Annotated in this window: 23 protein-coding genes and 1 pseudogene; 8 read left to right on the top strand and 16 right to left on the bottom strand. The window is 72.5% G+C overall.

The window, feature by feature from the left end:
* Window positions 1-28: 28 nt before the first annotated feature.
* Window positions 29-1,624: a DNA recombination protein RmuC gene (locus DMP15_RS25755; RefSeq protein WP_073577702.1), complete on the bottom strand. Its 1,596-nt coding sequence runs from the start codon at window positions 1,622-1,624 to the stop codon at window positions 29-31.
* A 241-nt stretch (window positions 1,625-1,865) separates the two neighbouring features.
* Between DMP15_RS25755 and DMP15_RS25750 the strand changes: the two genes are divergently transcribed.
* A complete protein-coding gene (locus tag DMP15_RS25750) occupies window positions 1,866-2,402 on the top strand; it encodes a hypothetical protein (RefSeq protein WP_073577703.1) in 537 nt (178 codons plus the stop codon).
* A 71-nt stretch (window positions 2,403-2,473) separates the two neighbouring features.
* Here the strand turns inward: DMP15_RS25750 and DMP15_RS25745 are convergent, their stop codons facing one another.
* The 3 genes from DMP15_RS25745 to DMP15_RS25735 all read right to left on the bottom strand — a co-directional run bounded on the left by DMP15_RS25745 (window position 2,474) and on the right by DMP15_RS25735 (window position 4,968).
* Window positions 2,474-2,971: a methylated-DNA--[protein]-cysteine S-methyltransferase gene (locus DMP15_RS25745; protein ID WP_073577704.1), complete on the bottom strand. Its 498-nt coding sequence runs from the start codon at window positions 2,969-2,971 to the stop codon at window positions 2,474-2,476.
* Window positions 2,968-4,461 (bottom strand): DNA-3-methyladenine glycosylase 2 family protein, encoded by a 1,494-nt coding sequence (locus tag DMP15_RS25740; RefSeq protein WP_337826570.1) that lies wholly within the window; start codon window positions 4,459-4,461, stop codon window positions 2,968-2,970. The genes DMP15_RS25745 and DMP15_RS25740 overlap by 4 nt, the downstream gene beginning before the upstream one ends.
* Before the next feature lie 69 nt (window positions 4,462-4,530).
* The gene (locus tag DMP15_RS25735; RefSeq protein ID WP_167379105.1) at window positions 4,531-4,968 is read right to left on the bottom strand and encodes a hypothetical protein; all 438 of its coding nucleotides are present in this window, start codon (window positions 4,966-4,968) and stop codon (window positions 4,531-4,533) included.
* A gap of 210 nt (window positions 4,969-5,178) precedes the next feature.
* On the opposite strand from DMP15_RS25735, the gene DMP15_RS25730 reads away from it, so the two are divergent.
* The 3 genes from DMP15_RS25730 to ychF are packed head-to-tail and all read left to right on the top strand — an operon-like array spanning window position 5,179 to window position 8,430.
* Window positions 5,179-6,663, top strand: coding sequence for a sensor histidine kinase (locus tag DMP15_RS25730; protein WP_100879669.1), 1,485 nt, complete (start codon window positions 5,179-5,181; stop codon window positions 6,661-6,663).
* Window positions 6,660-7,331: a response regulator transcription factor gene (locus DMP15_RS25725; protein WP_073577707.1), complete on the top strand. Its 672-nt coding sequence runs from the start codon at window positions 6,660-6,662 to the stop codon at window positions 7,329-7,331. Before DMP15_RS25730 ends, DMP15_RS25725 begins: the two co-directional genes overlap by 4 nt.
* A 25-nt stretch (window positions 7,332-7,356) precedes the next feature.
* Window positions 7,357-8,430, top strand: a complete 1,074-nt coding sequence (gene ychF, locus DMP15_RS25720; RefSeq protein WP_073577708.1) for a redox-regulated ATPase YchF — start codon at window positions 7,357-7,359, stop codon at window positions 8,428-8,430.
* A gap of 19 nt (window positions 8,431-8,449) precedes the next feature.
* Here the strand turns inward: ychF and DMP15_RS25715 are convergent, their stop codons facing one another.
* Window positions 8,450-8,626, bottom strand: a complete 177-nt coding sequence (locus tag DMP15_RS25715) for a hypothetical protein (protein WP_179761026.1) — start codon at window positions 8,624-8,626, stop codon at window positions 8,450-8,452.
* A gap of 776 nt (window positions 8,627-9,402) precedes the next feature.
* On the opposite strand from DMP15_RS25715, the gene DMP15_RS25710 reads away from it, so the two are divergent.
* The 4 genes and pseudogenes from DMP15_RS25710 to DMP15_RS25695 all read left to right on the top strand — a co-directional run bounded on the left by DMP15_RS25710 (window position 9,403) and on the right by DMP15_RS25695 (window position 12,521).
* Complete coding sequence (locus tag DMP15_RS25710) at window positions 9,403-9,591, top strand: hypothetical protein (protein ID WP_179761025.1); 189 nt, start codon at window positions 9,403-9,405, stop codon at window positions 9,589-9,591.
* On the top strand, window positions 9,588-10,295 hold the full coding sequence (locus DMP15_RS25705) for a hypothetical protein (RefSeq protein ID WP_179761024.1): 708 nt from the start codon (window positions 9,588-9,590) through the stop codon (window positions 10,293-10,295). Before DMP15_RS25710 ends, DMP15_RS25705 begins: the two co-directional genes overlap by 4 nt.
* 554 nt (window positions 10,296-10,849) lie before the next feature.
* A pseudogene (locus tag DMP15_RS25700) lies at window positions 10,850-12,105 on the top strand (IS256 family transposase).
* A 125-nt stretch (window positions 12,106-12,230) separates the two neighbouring features.
* Window positions 12,231-12,521 carry a phage terminase small subunit gene (locus DMP15_RS25695; RefSeq protein ID WP_443217681.1) on the top strand — a complete coding sequence of 97 codons (291 nt, stop codon included), beginning with the start codon at window positions 12,231-12,233 and terminating at the stop codon, window positions 12,519-12,521.
* Here DMP15_RS25695 and DMP15_RS25690 read toward each other — a convergent pair whose 3' ends face one another.
* From DMP15_RS25690 to DMP15_RS25640, 11 genes are all read right to left on the bottom strand, one after another.
* On the bottom strand, window positions 12,522-12,896 hold the full coding sequence (locus DMP15_RS25690; protein ID WP_337826569.1) for a hypothetical protein: 375 nt from the start codon (window positions 12,894-12,896) through the stop codon (window positions 12,522-12,524).
* 241 nt (window positions 12,897-13,137) lie between these two features.
* The gene (locus DMP15_RS25685) at window positions 13,138-13,686 is read right to left on the bottom strand and encodes a hypothetical protein (protein ID WP_337826568.1); all 549 of its coding nucleotides are present in this window, start codon (window positions 13,684-13,686) and stop codon (window positions 13,138-13,140) included.
* A 496-nt stretch (window positions 13,687-14,182) separates the two neighbouring features.
* Window positions 14,183-15,319: a tyrosine-type recombinase/integrase gene (locus tag DMP15_RS25680; protein ID WP_337826567.1), complete on the bottom strand. Its 1,137-nt coding sequence runs from the start codon at window positions 15,317-15,319 to the stop codon at window positions 14,183-14,185.
* On the bottom strand, window positions 15,319-15,507 hold the full coding sequence (locus DMP15_RS25675; RefSeq protein WP_337826566.1) for a helix-turn-helix transcriptional regulator: 189 nt from the start codon (window positions 15,505-15,507) through the stop codon (window positions 15,319-15,321). Before DMP15_RS25675 ends, DMP15_RS25680 begins: the two co-directional genes overlap by 1 nt.
* Window positions 15,504-16,856: a replication initiator gene (locus tag DMP15_RS25670; protein WP_337826565.1), complete on the bottom strand. Its 1,353-nt coding sequence runs from the start codon at window positions 16,854-16,856 to the stop codon at window positions 15,504-15,506. Before DMP15_RS25670 ends, DMP15_RS25675 begins: the two co-directional genes overlap by 4 nt.
* Window positions 16,857-16,955: 99 nt before the next feature.
* Window positions 16,956-17,633, bottom strand: a complete 678-nt coding sequence (locus tag DMP15_RS25665; RefSeq protein ID WP_337826564.1) for a hypothetical protein — start codon at window positions 17,631-17,633, stop codon at window positions 16,956-16,958.
* Window positions 17,630-17,845, bottom strand: coding sequence for a hypothetical protein (locus tag DMP15_RS25660; protein WP_337826563.1), 216 nt, complete (start codon window positions 17,843-17,845; stop codon window positions 17,630-17,632). The genes DMP15_RS25665 and DMP15_RS25660 overlap by 4 nt, the downstream gene beginning before the upstream one ends.
* The gene (locus DMP15_RS25655; RefSeq protein WP_337826562.1) at window positions 17,845-19,176 is read right to left on the bottom strand and encodes an FtsK/SpoIIIE domain-containing protein; all 1,332 of its coding nucleotides are present in this window, start codon (window positions 19,174-19,176) and stop codon (window positions 17,845-17,847) included. The genes DMP15_RS25660 and DMP15_RS25655 overlap by 1 nt, the downstream gene beginning before the upstream one ends.
* A 227-nt stretch (window positions 19,177-19,403) precedes the next feature.
* A complete protein-coding gene (locus tag DMP15_RS25650) occupies window positions 19,404-19,592 on the bottom strand; it encodes a hypothetical protein (RefSeq protein WP_161152823.1) in 189 nt (62 codons plus the stop codon).
* A 1-nt stretch (window position 19,593) separates the two neighbouring features.
* Window positions 19,594-19,935, bottom strand: a complete 342-nt coding sequence (locus DMP15_RS25645; protein WP_337826561.1) for a hypothetical protein — start codon at window positions 19,933-19,935, stop codon at window positions 19,594-19,596.
* 3 nt (window positions 19,936-19,938) lie between these two features.
* Window positions 19,939-20,127, bottom strand: a complete 189-nt coding sequence (locus DMP15_RS25640; RefSeq protein ID WP_337826560.1) for a hypothetical protein — start codon at window positions 20,125-20,127, stop codon at window positions 19,939-19,941.
* Window positions 20,128-20,149: the final 22 nt, after the last annotated feature.

Here is a 20,149-nt window from a genome sequence, read left to right as displayed (position 1 = left end):
CGAGCTCGATCGGGCCGTGGTCACCCGGTCAGCCTAACCCCTCCCGCCACGGTGTCCCGGTCGCCTCGTCGCGTGCCGTGTCGCCGTCGCCGAACGTGCCCGGATGTGCGCCGTCGGGTCGGCCACCGCCGGATCGGGTGCCGTCCGACCGGTTGTGGTCGGGCCGCCCGAGGTCCTCGAGGGACACCAGCGAGTCCCCGGCGGAGGCGACCAGCTCGGGCGCGGAGACGCCGCGCGGGGTCCGGTCGACCGTCGCGGGCGTCCCCAGCTCGGTGTCGGACACCTGCAGCTCGGTGAACTTCCGGGCGCTCACCAGGACCCGCGCCTCCAGCGAGGAGACGGTCCGGTTGTAGCTGTCCACCACCGCGTCCAGGCTGCGGCCGAGCTTCGCGACGTGCGTGCCCATCGTCGCGAGGCGCCCGTGCAGCTCGCGCCCGAGCCGGTGCACCTGGGCGGCGTTGCGGGCCAGGGCCTCCTGCTTCCAGCCGTAGGCGACGGTGCGCAGCAGCGCGACCAGGGTGGTCGGCGTCGAGAGCACGACGTTGCGGCCGAAGGCGTACTCCAGGAGCCCCGGGTCCGAGCGCAGCGCCGCCTCCAGGAACGGGTCGCCCGGCACGAACAGCACCACGAACTCCGGTGTCGGCTCGAACGACTCCCAGTAGGCCTTGGCCGAGAGCTGGTCCACGTGCGTGCGCAGCTGCCGGGCGTGCGCCGCGAGCCGTTCGGTGTGCACGTCCGGGTCCGAGGCCTCGACCGCCTGCAGGTAGGCCGCGAACGGCACCTTCGCGTCGACGACGACCTGCTTGCCGCCCGCGAGCCGGACCAGCATGTCCGGGCGGACCCCGCCGTCCTCCCCGGCGGCGGACACCTGGGTGGAGAAGTCGCAGTGCTCGAGCATGCCGGCCATCTCCGCGACCCGCTGCAGCTGCATCTCGCCCCACCGGCCCCGTACCTGCGGCGCCCGCAGCGCGTTGACCAGCGCCTTCGTCTCGGTACCGAGCTTGTCCGAGCTCGCCGCCATCGCCCTGACCTGCTCGCGGAGCCCGGCGTAGGCGGACTCGCGCTCCTTCTCCACCGTCCGCAGCTGCCCCTCGACCCGGCCCAGCGCCGCCGAGACCGGGTCGAGCAGCTGCTCGACGGCCTTCGCGCGGGCGGCCTGGTCGCCGTCGGCCTTCGCCGCGAGCGCGGCGGTCGCCTCCTTGAGCCTGCTCTCCGCCAGCGCCACGAACGCCTCGTTGTTGCGGGCCAGCGCGTCCTGCGACAGCGCGGCGAAGGAGTCCTTCAGCTCGGCCTCGCGGCGCACCGTCGCGGCCTCGGCCCCGGCCCGGGCCTCCCGCTCGGCGCGCAGCGCGGCGGTGGCTCCCGCGGCGTCGGACTCGGCCCGCCGGGCGCGGATCGTCGCGTCGTCGAGGGACTCGTGCAGCTCCTCGACCCGTTCGAGCAGCGCGGCGCGCTCGGCGCGCAGGCCCGCCGCGTCGGCCCGGGTGGTGGCGGCGGTGTTCGCGGCCGCCCGGGCCGCCTCGGCCGCCTCGGCCCGGAACCGGGCGGCGGCCACCGACCAGACCACGGCGGCGGCGACCGCCGCACCGAGCAGCGATCCGAGGAGCAGGCTGAGGACGTCCACCCCCGCAGCGTGCACCGCACCCCCGACAGTTCCGTGTCGCCGCAGCTCAGTGGCGTGTCCGGAGCCGGATGTTTCGCACGGGGACGGCCGGCGGCCGGCCGGGTTGCCCCGGCGAGGCGGATGCCACGCCGGGCGAACCGGTTCGCGATGCACACGTCTTTCCCGGTGTCGGACCTTCGGGGGGCCGACGGTCCGGGCCGGGGGGCCCGGGCGCACCGCGAGAGTGAGAGAGGTACCTGTGATGACCACCCGACTCGCCCGCACCATCGGCCGTGGGGCCGCCACGACCACCGCCGCCCTGGCGGTCGCCGCCGCGGCCGTGCTCGTCCCGGCCGGGGTCGCCTCGGCCGCACCCGCGACGCCGGCGGGGGACCCGGCGCCCAGTGCCTGCCGCCCGGCGAACCAGCAGGCGACCATCCACCCGGCCCCGGGCAGCGCCGGCCACCGTCACTACACGGTCGTGCTCAGCGCGGCCCCGGGCACGTCGCCGTGCCTGCTGTCCGGATCGCCGTCGGACCTGGTGTTCAGCCTGAACGGCTCGCCGCGCGCCTCCGAGGTCGCGGTGCCCTACGGCGATCAGACCCGCGCCGTCGAGTTCGGGCCGGGTGAGCCCGTGCAGTTCGACGTGCAGGTCCGCAGCTCCGCCGGACCCGCCCGGGCGAACGAGCTGGAGTTCTCGCTGCACGGTCCCGGGGGTGACGTCCCGGGCGGCTTCCTGGCCCGGGGACCGATCGGCGTCGACGCCGGCATCCAGGTCGGCCCGGTCACCGAGCGCTGACCCGGGGCGCCGCCCGGGACCACCGGTCACGCGGCGGCCGCGGTGCGCGATCCGCGGCCGCCGCGGCGGTGTCAGACCGCCTCGTGCTCCAGCAGCCACCGCTTCACGGCCAGGCCGTAGCGGAACCCGCCCAGGCTCCCGTCGGTGCGCAGCACCCGGTGGCACGGGACGAACAGCGCCGCCGCATTGAACGCGCAGGCACCCGCCGCGGCCCGCACCGCCGCGGGGCGGCCGGTCTTCTCGGCGTAGCCGGTGTAGGTGACCGGTGCCCCCGCGGGGACGGTCCGCAGCACGTCCCACGCCAGCTCCCGGTAGGGGCCGGACCGCTGGCGGACGGGCACGTCGTCGATCACCGACAGGTCGCCGCCGTGGTAGCGGTCGACCGCCTCGCCGACCGCACCGAGGTCGCCCTCGACCACGGTCGCCGGGGACAGCGAGCGGTGCACCAGGGCGAGCAGCTCGTCGACCGAGGCGGTCCAGCCGGAGGCGAGGACGTGTCCGTCGTCGTCGACGACGGCGGTGAACGGCCCGGCCGGGGTGTCCCGTGTGGACCACGTCGCTGTGCTCATGCGCTCCTCCGAGGAGTGGTGGTGGCGGCGGACGTCGCGGCCCGCCAGAGATGGGTGGCGGCGTAGGACCGCCAGGGGGCCCAGGCGTGGGCGCGCGCGGTGAGCGCCGCCTCGTCGCCGGGCAGTCCGAGCGCCTCGGCCCCGCGGCGCACCGCGAGGTCGGAGGCGAGCAGCTCGTCGGGATCGCCCAGGACGCGCATGGCCAGGTAGCCGGCGCTCCACGGACCGATCCCGGGCAGCGCGCACAGCTCGGCGCGCAGCCCGTCCGGGGCGCGTCCGGGGTCGAGGGCGAGGGTGCCGTCGGCGAGCGCGGCACACAGCCCCCGCAGCGACGACGCCCGCCGCGCCGGCCCCGCGATGTCGGCGTCGGCGAGGGCCCCCGGCCCGGGGAACAGCAGGTGCGGCCCGTCGTCGTCGCGCAGCTCGGCGGGCAGCGGCGTCCCGTGCACGGCCGCGAGACGAGCCGCGGCGGTGCGGGCGGCGGCGACCGACACCTGCTGGCCCAGCACCGTGCGCACCGCCGTCTCGGCCGGGTCGACGGTGCCCGCCAGCCGGATCCCGGGCGTCGCGGCGACCAGCGGGGCGAGTGCGGCGTCGGCACCCAGCACGGCGTCGACGGCGAGCGGGTCGGCGTCGAGGTCGAGCAGCCGGCGCAGCCGGGACACCGCGGGCCCGATGTCCCGCGGGTCGGACGCCCGCAGCGTCGCGACCACGGCCCCGGCCCGCGCGGTCAGGTCCAGCGCGACGACGGCCGGTCCGTGCGGCAGCCGCAGCGTGCGCCGGTATGTGCCGCCGGTGACGGCCTCGACGCCGTCGACGGCGCGGGCCGCGAGGTGGTCGAGCAGGCCGTGCGGGTCGAACGGGGATCGGTAGGGCAGGCGCAGGACCAGCGCTCCCGGCGGACCGGGCTCACGGGTCCGCGACCGGCGGGCGGCCTCGGCGCGCAGCTGCGAGGGCGGGACGCCGTAGACGGTGCGGACGGTGTCGTTGAACTGGCGGACGCTGCCGAACCCGGCGGCGAACGCGACGTCGGCCAGCCCGAGCGGGGTGGTCTCGACCAGGATGCGGGCGGTGTGCGCGCGCTGCGCGCGGGCCAGGGCTAGGGGCCCGGCGCCCACCTCGGAGGTGAGGATCCGGCCGAGCTGGCGGGGCGAGTAGCCCAGCCGCGACGCGAGCCCGGGGACCCCGTCGCGCTCGACGACGCCGTCGGCGATCAGTCGCATGGCCCGCCCGGCGGCGTCCGCGCGCAGGTTCCACTCCGGCGAGCCGGGGACGGCGTCGGGCAGGCACCGCCGGCAGGCCCGGTAGCCCGCGGTCTGCGCGGCGGCCGCGGTGCGCAGGAACTCGACGTTGCGCGAGCGCGGAGGCGGTACCGGGCAGGACGGGCGGCAGTAGATGCCGGTGGTGCGCACGGCCGTGACGAACTGGCCGTCGAACCGCGCGTCCTTGGCGGCGACGGCGCGGTAACAGGCGTCGTGGTCGAGCAGCACGGCACCGACGATGCCACTCCGCGACCGCCGTCACTGGCGGGAATCGGTCACCGGTGTCCGGGGTCCGGTCTACGGGCAGAGCGCGCCCGACACCCACCCCTGCTCGCAGGCGAAGCGGACCTCCTCCTCGCGCGAGGCGTCCCGGTCGGGGACCCCCGACGGGCGCTCGCGGATCCGCTCCGGGGTGGTGCGCGGCGGGTCGGCCGGGGCCGGGGTCGCGACTGGGGCGGGTTCGACCGGCTCGGGGGCGGCCGTCTCCCGCTCCCGGGTGACGCCGCCGGTGTCGTCGCGCACGACGGGTGCGCTCCCGCGCGACGGGGCCGGTGCCGGGGCCGGGGCGAGCGGCGGGGGAGCGGGTGCCGGCGGGGCGGGCGCGACCGGTGGTGCCGGGGGCAGTGCGGGCTCCTCCCGGCCGGCCGCGGTCAGCGACACCGCGGACACGGTCCCGGCGGTGGTCAGGACCGCGATCCCCGCGGTCAGCAGGGCGTGCATTCCGGGCAGGCGCACGACGTCCCCCTCGGTCTCGGTCGTCGAAGCTCGGCCCGGACGGATGTGGTGCGCGGCCGTCCGGGTGATGGGAGCCGTTCGACGATGGCTGTACGTCACCTGTGCGTCGTGCGACGGAGTATGCCTTACGCCCATCGGAGCAGTGACGGAGACTGAGGGTGATCGTTCCTGGTGGGTGTCGTGTCCTGGTCCCGGGGTGGGTACGGGATCATGGTCGTCGGCACGGACGAACTGGAGGCGATCATCGCGACCGAGGCCGTCGAGACCGGCCCCGGGCCCCGTCGCGCCGGGCGGGCGACCGCGGCCCGCACCCGCATCGTCGGGTGGGTCCTGCTGCTCGTGCTGGCGTCGCTGGGCGTCGTCACGCTGCTGACCTGGATGCTGCTGATCGACGAGACCGACCGCCGGATCGACGACGCGCTGAACTCCGAGATCGCCGAGTTCGCCCGCGTCACCGAGACCGGCGTCAACCCGACGACCGGCCAGCCGTACTCCTCGGTCGACGAGATCCTGCGGTCGGTGATCGCCGCCAACGTCGCGCGGCCGAACGAGAAGTTCCTCGGCTACCTCGACGGGCGCTTCCGCTGGGAGTCCCGGCGGACCAGCCCGCGGGTGCTGCTGCGCGAGGACCCGGCGTTCGCCGCGCTGGTCGCGGACGTCCGCCGTCCCACCCGCGGCTCCTACCTCAGCTCGGCGGGCGAGGTGCGCTGGTCGGCACTGCCGGTCGGGCTCGCCGGCGACCCACAGCGCGGCGTCATCGTGATCGGCTACTTCACCGAGCGCGAGCACGGCTTCGCCCACGAGGCCGCGCGGCTGATGGGGCTGGTCGGGTTCGGGACGGCGCTGCTGTCGGCGGTCGGGGCGTGGCTGGTGGCCGGGCGCATCCTGCGGCCGCTGCGCGACGTCGCCGCGACGGCCCGCACCATCACCGGGCGGGACCTGTCGCGCAGGGTGCCGCAGCGGGCCCGGGCCCGCGACGAGATCGCCGAGCTGGCCACCACGCTGAACGCGATGCTCGACCGGGTGCAGAGCGGGATGGTGTCCCAGCGGCGGTTCGTCGACGACGCCGGGCACGAGCTGCGCACCCCGATCACCATCGTCCGGGGGCACCTCGGGGTGCTCGACCCGCGCGACCCCGACGACGTCGCCGAGACCGTCGCCCTGGTCGACGACGAGCTGGAGCGCATGAACCGGCTGGTGTCGGAGATGCTCGCGCTGACCCGGGCCGAGCAGCCGTCGCTGCTGCGGACCGAGACCGTCGACGTCGGCGTGCTGACCCGGGAGCTGTTCGAGAAGCTGACCGGCCTCGCCGACCGGGACTGGCGGCTGGAGTCGGTGGCCGCGGTGCGGTGCCGGCTGGACCCGCAGCGGATCACCCAGGCCGTCGTCGCGCTGGCCGACAACGCGACCCGGTTCACCGGTGACGGCGACCGGATCGCGCTCGGCTCGGAGGCGGTCGACGGGCGGGTGCGGATCTGGGTGGCCGACTCCGGACCGGGCGTCGCACCGGAGGACCGGCACCGGGTGTTCCGGCGCTTCGCGCGCGGCGACGACGCGCCCCGCTCCGACGGCGCCGGTCTCGGGCTGTCCATCGTCGAGGCCATCGCGACGACACACGGCGGCCGCGTGCTGCTCGAGAGCACACCCGGGCACGGGGCGACCTTCACGCTGGACCTGCCGAGGAGCGAGACGTGAGCAGCCGGATCCTGGTGGCCGAGGACGAGCCGCGCATCGCGTCGTTCGTGAAGAAGGGCCTGGTCGGGGCCGGGTTCGAGGTCACGGTCGTCGCCGACGGGGCCGGTGTGCACGACCACGCCGTGACCGGTGGGTTCGACCTGCTGGTGCTCGACATCGGGTTGCCGGGGATGGACGGCTTCGAGGTCCTGCGCCGGCTGCGGGCGGCGGGCAGCGCCGTCCCGGTGATCATCCTGACCGCGCGCGACAGCGTGCACGACACCGTCGCCGGGCTGACCGGCGGCGCCGACGACTACATGGCCAAGCCGTTCCGGTTCGAGGAGCTGGTGGCCCGGATCCGGCTGCGGCTGGAGCGCGCCCGTCCCGTCCCGGACCCGGACGTGCTGACCTTCCACGGGCTCGAGCTCGACCCCCGTACCCGGCACGTGAGCGTGCACGGCCGCACCGTCGAGCTGTCGGCGCGCGAGTGCGCGCTGGCCGAGACGTTCCTGCGTCACCCGGGCCAGGTGCTGTCCCGCGACCAGCTGCTCCGGCTGGTGTGGGGGCCCGCCGAGTCGGGGGCGTCGTCCAACGTCGTGGACGTCTACGTCCGCTACCTGCGCCGCAAGCTCGGCGCCGGCTGGATCGCGACCGTGCGCGGCGCGGGCTACCGGCTCGAACCGGGCTGAGCGGACCCGACTACCCTGGTCGTCCGTGTCCCTCACCCTCGGCATCGTCGGCCTGCCCAACGTCGGCAAGTCGACCCTGTTCAACGCGCTGACCCGCAACGACGTGCTGGCCGCGAACTACCCGTTCGCGACGATCGAGCCCAACGTCGGCGTCGTCCCGCTCCCCGACGCGCGCCTGGGGACGCTGGCCGAGATCTTCTCGTCGGAGAAGATCATCCCGGCGTCGGTGTCCTTCGTCGACATCGCCGGCATCGTCAAGGGCGCGTCCGAGGGCGCGGGCCTGGGCAACAAGTTCCTCGCGAACATCCGTGAGTCCGACGCGATCTGCCAGGTCGTGCGTGTCTTCGACGACCCGGACGTGGTGCACGTCGACGGCCGCATCGACGCCGCGAGCGACATCGAGACGATCGCGACCGAGCTGGTCCTGGCCGACCTGCAGACGCTGGAGAAGGCGATCCCGCGGCTGGAGAAGGAGGCCCGCACCCAGAAGGACCGCAAGCCGGTCCTGGACGCCGCGAACGCCGCCGTCGCGATCCTCAACGAGGGCCGGACGCTGTTCCAGGCGAAGGCCGACACCGAGCTGCTGCGCGAGCTGACCCTGCTCACCACGAAGCCGTTCCTCTACGTCTTCAACGCCGACGAGGCCGTCCTCACCGACGACGCCCGGCGCACGGAGCTCACCGAGCTCGTCGCCCCCGCCCAGGCGGTGTTCCTCGACGCCAAGGTCGAGGCCGAGCTGCTGGAGCTCGACGACTCCTCGGCCGCCGAGCTGCTGGAGTCCATCGGGCAGGACGAGCCGGGCCTGGCCCAGCTCGCACGGGCCGGGTTCTCCACCCTCGGGCTGCAGACCTACCTGACCGCCGGGCCCAAGGAGTCGCGCGCCTGGACCATCCCCCAGGGCGCCACCGCGCCGCAGGCGGCCGGGGTCATCCACACCGACTTCGAGCGGGGTTTCATCAAGGCCGAGATCGTGTCGTTCGACGACCTGGTCGCCGCAGGGTCGATGAACGCCGCGAAGTCCGCGGGCAAGGTGCGGATGGAGGGGAAGGACTACGTCATGCACGACGGCGACGTGGTCGAGTTCCGCTTCAACGTGTAGCCGGGGGCGTTTGCCCTGGTCATGGGGCCATCTTCCTCTCGTTTGCCCGCGAGATGCCCGCGGGAGGGTTCAGGCCGGAGGCCATGAGCTTGGCCGCCGCGTTGCGGGTGCGGTCCTCGGCCGTCGGCCACAGGTGCGCGTAGGTGTTGAGCGTGACCGTGGCCGAGCCGTGTCCGAGCGCGCGCTGGACGGCCACGACGTCGGCCCCTCGGCGATCAGCCCGGAGGCGTAGAAACGCCGGAGGTCGTGGAACCGCAGGCTCGGCACTCCGGCAGCGTCGCGGGCACGGCGCCAGTGGTACCCGGCCGAGTTCTGGTGCAGAGGCCGGATACCGTCCGCACCGGGGAACAGCCCCCGGTCGGTGCCGCCGTCGGCCGGCTCGGCGACGTGCTGGGACAACAGGGTCACCAGGTCGTCGGGCAGGTACACCGTGCGCTCGGACCCATACTTGGGCGGGCGTATCTTTACTTCGACCCCGTGCTGGGCGAGCCGGGGGAGGACGCCCGCGACGTTCCGGCCCGCCTCGGCGCGGACACGTTCCGGAAGTTGATCGCCCCCGTACCGGCTGCCTCGCCCGAGCCGGAGCCCTCGGCGTCCATGACCATGTCCGCCGACTGCGGTCGCGACGGCACGTACCGGATCGACGGACGGTGCTCGCCCTGCGACGCGGCCCACCGAGCCGCTCGGACCGTGCCGCGCCGTGTCTCCCCGGCGTCCGTGCACCGGGGCCGGGGCGGTCGGTGCTCGTTCACGCACCCGGACGGCGCGCACTGCGCCGGATTCCTCGTGCTGGGCACCGACCGGTGCGCCGCGCACTCGGCCGTGCCCGAGCGGACTCCGACCCCGCGCTGGCCCTCCCGGCCGATTTAGGCGTCGTTCGGGGGACCTAGCTAGTGTCAGGTGCGAGCGACAGCCGAGAATGTCAGGGGTAGGTGCTGCACTTCCTGCGTTCGTGAACCCCGGGGAGGACACATGAACGCCAAGTTGGTCTGGCACGAGCGGACCGATCTAGAACACCGTCGGGCCGAGCTTGTACGACGGATGGATCCTGACGAGCGCACGGTTCGCTACCGGGCCGAGCAGGGCACCGTCACGCCCGAGGAACGAGACCTGCTGCTGGAGCTGGAGGGCATCGACTTCCTGCTGGGGCACGGTGCGTGACAGACCTGTCCACCGCGGTCCTGGGGTTCGGTAACGAACTCCAGGGCCTGCTCGACGGAGTTCTGCCGTACGCAGGCGGCGAGGCTCCGGACCGCCGACAGGTGATCGTGGGGAGCGTCGCCGGTACCGGCCACTTCCAGGTCCAGGTTGCAGCGCCCAACGGGCTGATCACCCTGGTCAAGGACGGGGCGCCCGTGGCGAAGCTGCGGATCACCTTTCAGTGCACGCTCGACACACCTGGCCAGTACCTCGCCATCGTTCGCTCGGATTTCGAGCTACGCGAACTCGGCGACCGCACGCCCATCGCCCGGCTGGACTACATCCGCGATGCCTACAAGGTCCCGGCGTCGCACTGGAACGTCCACGCTGAGCGTGGTAGCGCGTCCCGTCTGCTTGCGCTCGGTAATCCGTCGCACTCTGGGGAATTCTCCAAGCTCCACTTCCCTGTCGGCGGCGCGCGGATGCGTCCAGGATTGGAGGACTTCCTGGCGTTTGTGCTGAACGAGTTCAAGGTGGATCGCTGCTCCGGTGCGGACGACGTTATCCGCGAGGGTCGGGAGCGGTGGCGCCGACGCCAGATCGCCACGCTTGTGCGCGACGCGCCCGACGAGGCTGTCCGCGTGCTGACCGACCTGGGCTACGCGATCACTGCCCCCGCTGACGGCCCCAAGTTGCCGAACGCGGAGAAGCTCCAGAGCTGGTGACCGTCGACCCTGGCGGTGTGTCCGAACCCCGGCACGGGAAGGTGGTTCCGAGCGCCTGAGACGTCAGCGCGTCGGCACGTGCGAGGCGCTGTGCGGGGCCGCAGAACACGGCACGGCGGTTCTCAGCGCCTCCCGGAGCCGGGAACTATCTCGAACTGTTTCGGGCACCTGGCCAGCACCACCACGCGCCCCTGGGCTACCGCTGGGCACCACCTGGCCCTCGCTCCACGAGCGGGGCGATCCTGGCCGGCTGTCGTGTGGTCAATGTCGTGTTGGTTGACAGCCTATCGAGCGTTCGATGATGGACGCACAATGTGTGTTGACCAGCGATCGAATTGCTTGATTAGTTCCACGCGCTGAACTAATTGAGTAATTCCGTGCTGCTGTCCGGGTGCCGTCCAGCGTGCGGATGTGCGCTTTGGGGGGTCCATATCATGAGTGGCGTCCACCAAGGTGGTGTGCGACCGGCTCGGTGACGGGCGAGGCATCGTGTAGGGCGGCCACCGCGTGATCTTCTGAACGCCTCTCACAGCCAACAGGAGATGGATCACGCGATGACCGCGCCCTCCAGTATCGACCCCACCGAGTTCCTGCACGAGCAGCTGTCCCAGGCGAGTCCCGACCTGCTGCGCCAGATGTTGACCACGTTCATCAACACCCTCATGTCCGCCGATGCCGACTCGGTGTGCGGAGCCGCCTGGGGCCAGCGCTCCGAGCAGCGGACGAACACCCGCAACGGCTACCGCCACCGCGACTTCGACACCCGCGCCGGCACCATCGACGTGGCAATCCCGAAGCTGCGCAACGGCTCCTACTTCCCCGACTGGTTACTGGAACGCCGCCGCCGCGCCGAGCGAGCGCTCACGACGGTGGTCGCGACCTGCTACCTGCTCGGGGTCTCGACCCGGCGCATGGAGAAGCTCGTCGAGTCCCTGGGCATCACCCGGCTGTCGAAGTCCCAGGTCTCGATCATGGCCGCCGACCTCGACGACCAGGTCGAGCAGTTCCGGACCCGCCCGCTCGACCAGGGCCCCTACACCTTCGTCGCCGCTGACGCCCTGGTCGTGAAGGTGCGCGAGGACGGGCGGGTGGTCAACCTCCACGCCCTGCTCGCCACCGGGGTCAACGGTGACGGGCACCGGGAGATCCTCGGCCTGCAGGTCACCTCCGCCGAGGACGGCGCCGGCTGGCTGGGGTTCTTCCGCGACCTGACCGCCCGCGGTATGTCCGGGGTCAAGCTCGTCACCAGCGACGCCCACCAGGGCCTTGTCGCCGCGATCGGGGCGACGTTGCCCGGCGCGGCCTGGCAGCGCTGCAGGACCCACTACGCGGCGACCTGATGGCCGCGACCCCGAAGTCCTCCTGGCCGTGGGTGCGGGCGCTGCTGCACTCGGTCTACGACCAGCCCGACGCCGCGAGCGTCCACGCACAGTTCGACCGGGTCCTCGACGCACTCTGCGAGAAGCTGCCGAAGGTCTCCGAGCACCTCGACACCGCGCGTGCCGACGTCCTGGCCTTCACCAGCTTCCCGAAGGAGGTCTGGCGCCAGATCTGGTCGAACAACCCCAGCGAGCGACTCAACCGCGAGATCCGTCGCCGCACCGACGTCGTCGGGATCTTCCCCGACCGCGACTCCCTGATCCGCCTGGTCGGCGCCGTTCTGGCCGAACAGCACGACGAATGGGCCGAAGGACGCCGCTACCTCGGCCTCGACGTCCTGGCCCGCGCCCGCGTCACACCCGTCCCCGACACCCCGACCGGCACCGAGGAGGTGACCCCCACCCACACGATCCCGGCGCTCAGCGCCTGACAGAACAGAAGATCACGCGGCAGTCGTCACACACCACGCCAGCGGACTTGACCATATCATGCGGTTGGTATCAGCAGCTCACGCCGTGTGTTGGTCAGCGCTCAGCATCAATGGTTGCGTGATGAGTGGTTCACGAGGCGCATCACAGTGCGGTTGCGGATGCGCGCGAGGCGACCACGAACCGACCCCTGGCCGTGATCCTCGCCGAGGACCTGTCCCGGCACCTGGTGTACGAGCGTCAGCCCATCGGCGGCAACGCCATGGCGGCGTTCCTCACCGGGTGCCGGGAGCTGCTGGCCACCGCGGGGGAGCGCCGACGCCTGCGCATGGAGCTGGCCCGACCCGAGCCGGTAGACGGCGCGCGCCTGGCCGCGGTGGCGTCCATCAGCGATCGGCGGCCGACCTCGGGAGCGTGATCAACAGAGGTGGCGGTGCGCCGCGGTCACGATGATGTCGGCACTGGTCTGGCCGAGATCCACTCCGACGGGTGCCAGCAGATCGGCCGATGTCGTGCCAACACAGACCTGATCCCCGGCCGCCACGAGACGATCCGGCGTCCACCCGAGTGCGTCCGGGCCGAGTGACGTCGGGTCAACGCCCGTTCCCGCCATGGCTCGCTCGGCGGCTGTCGTCCACTCGGCGGTGACCTCGGCGACGTAGTCCAGTCGATCAGTCTCGCTCGTTCCGCATCCGGCCAGCGCTCCGGCGCCGATCACGGCCACGATGGCGACTGCCAGTGTGGTGCGAGCGAACGAGCCGGGTCGGTGCGTGTGGTGCTGCGGGGCGGTCATGCTCGGCACGTCGGCCGGTCAGTGGTGGTTGTTGCACCGTTCGGCGCTACCTCATTAGTTCTGACGAGACCGCCGCACGGTTCGCCCGACTGACAGCGCGCCCGGGTTCTCTTGCGGGTGTGCTGGGACGGCAACGGCCCCGTTCGGACCGGAGTCCGAACGGGGCCGCGATGTGCCCGGCCGGGATCGTGTGCGTGACTACCCGAGTGGCCCGGCCGGGCGGGACCGGGTGGTAGTCGGGCTAGCGGAGCCTGATCAGCGTCAACTCGGGAGCGCTGACAGTGCCGCCCATCAGGTTCGTGTAGTCGAATGACCCCGCCACCTGAACCTCGGCGGTGAACTTGTCCCCCTCGACGAGTTCGGACACCGAGCCGGTGACCATCGCGGTGCTGTCCGGGTACTCGCTCGGCTGCCCGGAGATGTCGGCCATGATCGCCTCGGTACCGGTCATGGAGTCGGCCTGGAACACCTCCCCGTGCACCACGATCCTCTCGCCGCGGTGGGCCTCCGGATCACGGGCGATCTGCTGCCACTCGCGGTCGGTGATGGAGCGAGCGGGTTGGGGCGTCACGGCCGGCGCGGCGACGGCCGACGTGCCGGTACTGGTGGCGGCCGATCCGATGATCATCCCCAGGAAGGCGACGCCGACGAACACGACCGACAGCACGGCGAAGACCTGCCCGGCACTCCGCCCGGTGTGCACGCGCCGCATCGCGATGACGCCGACGACGAGCGCGACAAGCCACAGGGTGACGGTGACGGGGTTGAAGCCGAGCAGCAGGCCGAGCACGACGGCCAGAGAGGCGAGTACCAGCGCCCACACCGACAAGGTCCGCTTCGGTGGTGGCGGGGGCGGGGTGGGCTGCCAGTAGGGCGGCGGACCCCACGGCTGGGGCGGCGGGAAGGGCGGAGGCTGGTTCCGGTGGGTAGTCACGCCTCGTTGTCGTGCAACTGGTGGACGACGTTGCGGCGTTTGCGCCCAGGTCATCACTTCTGACGAGTTCGCCCGAGCCCGGCGGAGCGGCTCTACCGCCGATGACCACCGCGCTTTGGGGCGGGACGGTCGTAGGGCAGCCCGGCGCGCCCCCGCCGTTCCTGCTCGGCCCGCCACTCCAGCTCCCGAGTCTCGTCCCCGGTGAGAGGGTGCGGGTCGTCCAGGCGGTCGCGGTCGGCATCGCACGCGAACGAGAGCCACGTGGTCGGGCGCGGGTAGGGGAACGACACGGAACGCCCGTAGACGTTCCGCTTCAACGTCTAATCGGGTCCCGTTTCCGCTGGTCAGCACGTTAGGGCTCCGGCGTATTCGTCACCGGTTCGTCAGTAGCGCCGAGGACGGCCGTCAGCATCGAGTCCGCAGCGGCTCGTGTGCGGTCCTCCGCGGTCGGCCACAGGTGCGCGTAGGTGCTCAGGGTGACGGTCGCACTGGAGTGCCCGAGCGCCCGCTGCACGGTCACCACGTCGCAGCCGGCCGCGATCAGCCCCGAGGCGAAGAAGTGCCGCAGATCGTGCAGGCGGATCGTCGGGTGCCCGGCGTCGCGCCGGGTCTTGCGCCACCAGTAGCCGACTGTGTTCTGGTGCGGCGGGTTGCCGTTCTCGCCCCGGAACAGCCACCGCTCCGACCCACGGCCCGAGAGCCCGGCCAGGTGCACCCGCACGATGTCCACCAGGCCGTCGGCGAGGTGGACCGTCCGCTCGCTCCCGTACTTGGGTGCCCGGATCTCGACGGCCTGGTTGTTCGCCCGCTGCACCTGCCGCCGGACCACGAGCCTCCGGGCCGCCAGATCGAAGTCACCGACCTGGACCGCGGCAGCCTCCCCGAGCCGCAGCCCGGCGAAGGCACACAGCGCGATGAAGCACACGAACCGTCGGTCGGCCATCTCCAGCAGCACCCGGACGTCGTCCGAGGTCGGTAGCTCCATCGCCACGTCGGTGCGACGGGCACGGGGGAGCTTGACGCCCTCGCTCGGATCGGTCGCCAGGACCCGATCCTTGACCGCCCCGCGTAGAACGGCCCGGACGTTGTTCACCCGCGTCCGGATGGTTCCCGGCGCGAGCCCGGCGGCGCGGTCAGGGCCGCGATTGGCCGTCTGCATCTCCTTGATCCACAGCTCGATGTGCGACCGCAGTAACCGCTGTAGCGGGACATCCCAGAACGGCACCGAGCGAGCAGCCAGGGTCATCGCCCGCGCCGTCCCCGGCACCCAGATCTGACGGGCGGACCAGCGTTCGAAGTAGGCCCCGAAGGTGACCCGCCCGGCGTGGGGATCGACGTAGTTGCCGCTGACCAGCGACGTGGTCTGCTCGTCCAACCACCGCTGCGCGTCCGACTTCTTCCGGGTGGTCCGGGTGATCTGCTTCCCGCCCGGGAACGGCCGGTACTGCGCCTGCCACCGACCATCGGGCAGTTTCCGTACGCTGGCCATCAGGCGCTCGCCTTGACCTGGTCGGCGACCCAGCGCCGGACGTCGTCCGAGCGGTACCGGACGTGCCGGCCGATCCGGACGCCCCTCGGGCCGTAGCCGCGACTGCGCCACTGGTAGAGGGTCTGCACCGGCACCCCGAGGTAGTGCGCGACGTCCTGGATCGTCCACAACCGCTCAGCACTGCTCATCGGGCGTTCCTCTCGGTACGGGTGCGGCGTTGCTCGCGTCGCCGTTCTGCGATGCCGAGGGCGATCTCTCGTTCGGCTTCGTTGCGGTGTCCGAACTGGACGACGTGCCAGTCGTTGACCACCAGCACCGAGCCGGGTTCGGCGGGGGTGTCGAGGGCGGCGAGGGTTTCGCCGAGGCGGTAGGTGCGACGTTCGCCGCGGATGGCTCCGAAGGTGGTCGAGTAGTTGCGGGACTTGGTGAGGAAGTGCCCGCGGAACCCGAGCATGTGGGCCCAGCGGCGCAGGTTCAGCTCCTCGTACTGCTCATGGCCGCCGAGCTCCCACGCGGTCTCGATCAGGCGGCGGTGGTGCGGGGTGAGGTCGAGGTGGCGCAGGTGGGCGATGTCGCGGATCGGGCGGTCGGTGGCTTCGCTCTTGCCGGTGCCCTTGGTGGCGTACTTGGCGACGTAGGCAGCCAGTGCCGAGTCTGTGATCTCGCCGTCGTCCTCCTCGAGCGCGGCGGCCGTGGTGGAGGTGATCGGGCGGATGTCGACCTGCCGGCCCCAGCCCAGCGGCAGTGGTGTCCCGTCCGGGCGGTCGACGAGCAGCGACACCGAGCGGGCCGCGTCCTGGATCGCGGCGTGCAGGGCCTCGGCGGTGATCCCGGCCGGTGCCGGGGTGGTCGGTCCGTCCGGGCCGTCGAGACGGACGACGGCGTGGAAGTGCACGAGGCCGCGGCGTTGGTACTCGGCGACCTTGGCGTAGGACAGGCGGGCGTGGTCGCGGAACTCGCGGACCTTGACCCCGAGCATGTGCGCGATGATGCGGCGCAGGCGGATGGCGAAGCGGTTCCACAGCTTCCCTGCGTGGGCCTGCCACAGGACCGCGCCGATGTAGTCGTGGGTGTCGGGGTCGAGCGCACAGCCGATGCGCGGGTCGTCGGGGTGGTGCTTGTCGCCGCAGCCGCACGGGGCGACCAGGCCGCGGGTGGTGACCCGGCGGGTGTGGACGGGCCCGAACGACGGCGCTGTGAGGGTAATGAAGACCCGCGGATGCTGCGCGGCGGTGTCGGGGACGCCTTTGCCTCCGGCAATTCCGGAGCGGATGAGGTGGTAGGCGTCGGAGGCGTAGCGGTCCGAGCAGGCCGGGCACACGCTCGCCCTGCGGTTGCCGCAGGGGGCGAGGATCTCGCCGTCGCGCTCGGCCAGCACAGCGCCGGTGGCGCGGTCCTGGATCCGGGAGGAGCCGGTCAGATGGATGGGGGCGGCGCAGCCGCCGAGGGCGGTGACCTCACGGCGCCAGTCCTGGAAGTCCGGTGAGCGCAGCAGGTGCGAGAGGTCGTGTTCGTGCTGGGTGGTGGCAGCCGTCATGGCGGCATCCCTCCCGGGAGCGTGGTTGTGGGTGGCTCCGGTCCCGCCGGGAGCTGGACTCGGACGGCGGCGGGACCGGGCCGGAGACACCGGACCGGGTCAGCGGCGGTAGGTGCGGTGTTCGTGCTCGATCTCGACCGGGCCCGGCGTGTAGCCGTGGTAGCGGGCGAGCAGGCGGGCGGCGGCCCGGTAGGAGCTGGCGTGGCCGATGTGGGTGCCGTGGTCGTTCTCGACGCGGTAGCGGGTGCCGTCGCGCAGCACGGTCCCGCCGTGGCCGATGCCCCCGAGGGTGACGAGGGCCTTGCCGGGCTCGACGACGTCGACGCCGATTACCCCGGTCGTGCGCTGCGGCGCCTGCTTCGGCGCGGCCCGTCTCTGGGGGATGGGGCGGAGGTGTTGCCAGCGGGTGGCCATGTCCCGGGTGGCGCGGGGGACCAGGATCGAGCGGGCCGGGCCCTCGGAACCGTTGTGGTGGACGTGGTGGACGCCGCCGAGCTTGAAGTGGCCGGTGTCGAGCAGCTGGGCCACGGTGTCGCCGTCGTGGCGGGCGACGGCGTCGGCGCAGCCGGGCCGAGCGGGATCGGAGCGCAGGACCAGCCCGGTCCGCTCGATCAGCAGGAGCCCCGGGTCCTGGGCCAGCGCGACGATCCGGGCGACCTCCCGCGGATCCTGCGTCGCCGCCGTGCGGTCGTCGGCGGGGGACTCGATCAGCGCCGGGTCCCCGAACAACGCCCCCTGCACCGTGCCGGCCTGTGCCGTGCCGATCTGGGCGGTCATGCCGACCACCACCAGGTGGCGCGGGCCTCCCAGGACCACTCACGGGCGAGCTGGCGAATCACGTAGTACTCGGCCACGACCGCGCCGCCGACCACGACCCAGAACCAGCCCGAACCGGTGCCCAGATAGAGCCAGGTGCCGCCGATGACCAGCAGGAACAGCACGGTGAGCTTGGCCCAGGTGCGCAGCGCCCAGATAGTCGTCGTGCCCATCACGCCGCCCCCCGCTCGTCACCGTCATCGGCCTCGTCGGTGTTGTCGTGGGGAAGGTCGATGACCTCAGCCACCGGCGGTGCGCAGCGGGTGACGAGCTCGGTGATGTCGTCGTCGGACACGTAGGCGGCCCGGAACCGGACCGGCAGCCGGGACCCGCGGTCGATCACGAACCCGATCCCGGCGTGCCGGGCGTCGCCGGGAATCTCATCCGCGAGTGCTCCCCGCTCCCGGGCGCCGTCGCCGAGGACCATGTCGACGTGGGACGCGGCGGTGACGCCGAGGCAGATCCGCTGGGTGAACAGTTCGCGGACGTCGAGGACGTCTTTGGAGGGCTCCTGCAGGTAGCCGTGCACGGCGAACAGCGACGCCCGGCCCTGGGTCATCACTTCGGCGAGCAGCCGGAGTGCGTCGCGGACTGAGGTGCGGTCGCCGTAGGCGGTGAGCATGGCCATCTCGTCGATGACCAGCAGCTCCACCGGGGTTCCGGTTGAGGGGGTGGCGGCGCGGATGTTCTGCTCGCGCATGTCGTCCTGCCGGTCGCGCATGCTGTCGCGGAACTCGGTCAGCAGCTCCAGCGCCTGGGCCATGGTGGTGGCGTAGCGGTGGAACAGCGGGGCGCCCTGCTCGGTCTCCACGCCGCCCTTGAGGTCGAGCATCCAGACCCGGACGATGCCGTCGCGGATGCAGGGTCCGATCCCGCGCAGCGTGGACCAGAGGATCGAGCCCTTGCCGGCTCCGGAGGCGCCGGCGACGAGGCGGTGTCCGCCGGTGATGGGGGCGGTGAAGGGTTCGCCGTGTTCGTTGTCGCCGATTTCGACCGCGCCGAGGTCGACGTCGTCGGTCTGTTCGGGGATGTCGGGGGCGGGGATGGTGCGGGTGAACGGCAGCTCCCACTCGATCACCACGGCGACCACGCCGGGGCGGTGGCGGGTGATCGCGACCCGGTGCGCGATCAACGCCTCCCAGAGCACCGACGCGCGTTCCTGCCAGTAGGCGACGTCCTGCCCGCGGACCATGTGGACGTAGACGGTGTCGATCGACGCCGACGACGACCGGACCCGCAGTACGCGGGGGACGAGGTGGGCGCCGGTGTGGCGGTGCTCGCGGGTCAGCCCGGTGTCCGACATGAGCTGTGCCCAGCGGTGGCCGCGGTAGACCGTCCAGCGCCGCCACGTAGCCCGCAGGGCAGGTGCGGCGAACCGGTCGAAACTCCCCGGGTGGGCCCGGCCCCACACCAGCGCGCCGACGACCAGGCCACCGAGGGCGGCCGTCGTGACCAGCGGGCCGAGGATCAGGGCCAGGCCGAGCACCACGAGGGGGACGGCCACGAACCCCGGGTGGCGCGCAGTCCACGCGAGAGCCTGGAACTCCCGTCCCGGAGGCCGGGTGGCACGCCCCGCGTGGCTGCGGGCCGGACCGTTGATACGAGTTGCCGAGCTACTACGCTTGCTCATTGCTACCAGTCCTCACGAGACGAGATGTCGGGTAGCAGGGGCGCCCGCCGTGTGTTTCCGCCAAGAATCAGTTCGGCGGGCGACCCCACCACCACGGGTGGTCATTTCTGCTCGCGCAATGCGCCGCGTGCCGAGTCCAGATGGACGGTCAGGTGCGCGACGTCGCGGGCGAGGTTGTCGTGGGTGTTCTTGAACCCACCGGTCCGATACGGGATCCCGTGCAGCGAGCGCCTGAGTTCACGCATCGCCGCGTCCAGCTCTTCCACGGTCCGGTCGACGGCCTTGGACATGTCACTTCCTCCACTCCCGGGAGACCAGCTCGGCCTCCCACCTCTTCGCCGAACTGGCCATCACCTTCAGCGAGCCATGCGCCTTCTTCGCCGACGCCGAGATCTCATCCGGCGAGGCGACCGACCAGTGCTGCCCTTCGCCGCCGGCCTTCGCCGAGACGCCCTTCCCGCCGCGCTTGGACCTGGTGCCGTCGGTGGACTTGGCGGCGACCTTCTCCGCCTCGGCCAGGGCGTCGCCGACCAGCTGCAGGGCCCGCCAGAACTCGCCGTACTTGCGCAGCGCGCGCCGGTTGACCTTCGGCAGCGTCGTCAGCCGGTCCCGCGGGCCCAGGTTGAGCGCCACCGCTCACACGCCCTTGCGGATGGCGAGCTGGGCCAGGCGCAGGCCTTCGGCGACTCCGGCCCGCCACGCCTGCTCGGTGGGCACCACCGGGTAGTCGTTGCGGGACCAACGACGCCGCTCGATCTCCAGCCGCCGCACCAGCCGCCCGACACCCGTTGTTGTCCGGGGTCGATTGTTCGTGGTCGCGTTCATTGCCGTGCCTCCGTCTCCGCCA

The organism is Pseudonocardia sp. UM4_GMWB1, assembly GCF_017312155.1.
GTDB lineage: Bacteria > Actinomycetota > Actinomycetes > Mycobacteriales > Pseudonocardiaceae > Pseudonocardia > Pseudonocardia alni.
Note: the sequence above shows the minus strand (reverse complement) of the source record. Positions and strands in the feature narration are given on the sequence as shown.

Coding starts and splice junctions, on each gene's coding strand:
- DMP15_RS25750 (WP_073577703.1), top strand. CDS start 1,866: ATGACCACCCGACTCGCCCGCACCATCGGCCGTGGGGCCGCCACGACC.
- DMP15_RS25745 (WP_073577704.1), bottom strand. CDS start 2,971: ATGAGCACAGCGACGTGGTCCACACGGGACACCCCGGCCGGGCCGTTC.
- DMP15_RS25730 (WP_100879669.1), top strand. CDS start 5,179: ATGGTCGTCGGCACGGACGAACTGGAGGCGATCATCGCGACCGAGGCC.
- DMP15_RS25710 (WP_179761025.1), top strand. CDS start 9,403: ATGAACGCCAAGTTGGTCTGGCACGAGCGGACCGATCTAGAACACCGT.
- DMP15_RS25690 (WP_337826569.1), bottom strand. CDS start 12,896: ATGACCGCCCCGCAGCACCACACGCACCGACCCGGCTCGTTCGCTCGC.
- DMP15_RS25680 (WP_337826567.1), bottom strand. CDS start 15,319: ATGGCCAGCGTACGGAAACTGCCCGATGGTCGGTGGCAGGCGCAGTAC.
- DMP15_RS25675 (WP_337826566.1), bottom strand. CDS start 15,507: ATGAGCAGTGCTGAGCGGTTGTGGACGATCCAGGACGTCGCGCACTAC.
- DMP15_RS25670 (WP_337826565.1), bottom strand. CDS start 16,856: ATGACGGCTGCCACCACCCAGCACGAACACGACCTCTCGCACCTGCTG.
- DMP15_RS25665 (WP_337826564.1), bottom strand. CDS start 17,633: ATGACCGCCCAGATCGGCACGGCACAGGCCGGCACGGTGCAGGGGGCG.
- DMP15_RS25660 (WP_337826563.1), bottom strand. CDS start 17,845: ATGGGCACGACGACTATCTGGGCGCTGCGCACCTGGGCCAAGCTCACC.
- DMP15_RS25650 (WP_161152823.1), bottom strand. CDS start 19,592: ATGTCCAAGGCCGTCGACCGGACCGTGGAAGAGCTGGACGCGGCGATG.
- DMP15_RS25640 (WP_337826560.1), bottom strand. CDS start 20,127: ATGAACGCGACCACGAACAATCGACCCCGGACAACAACGGGTGTCGGG.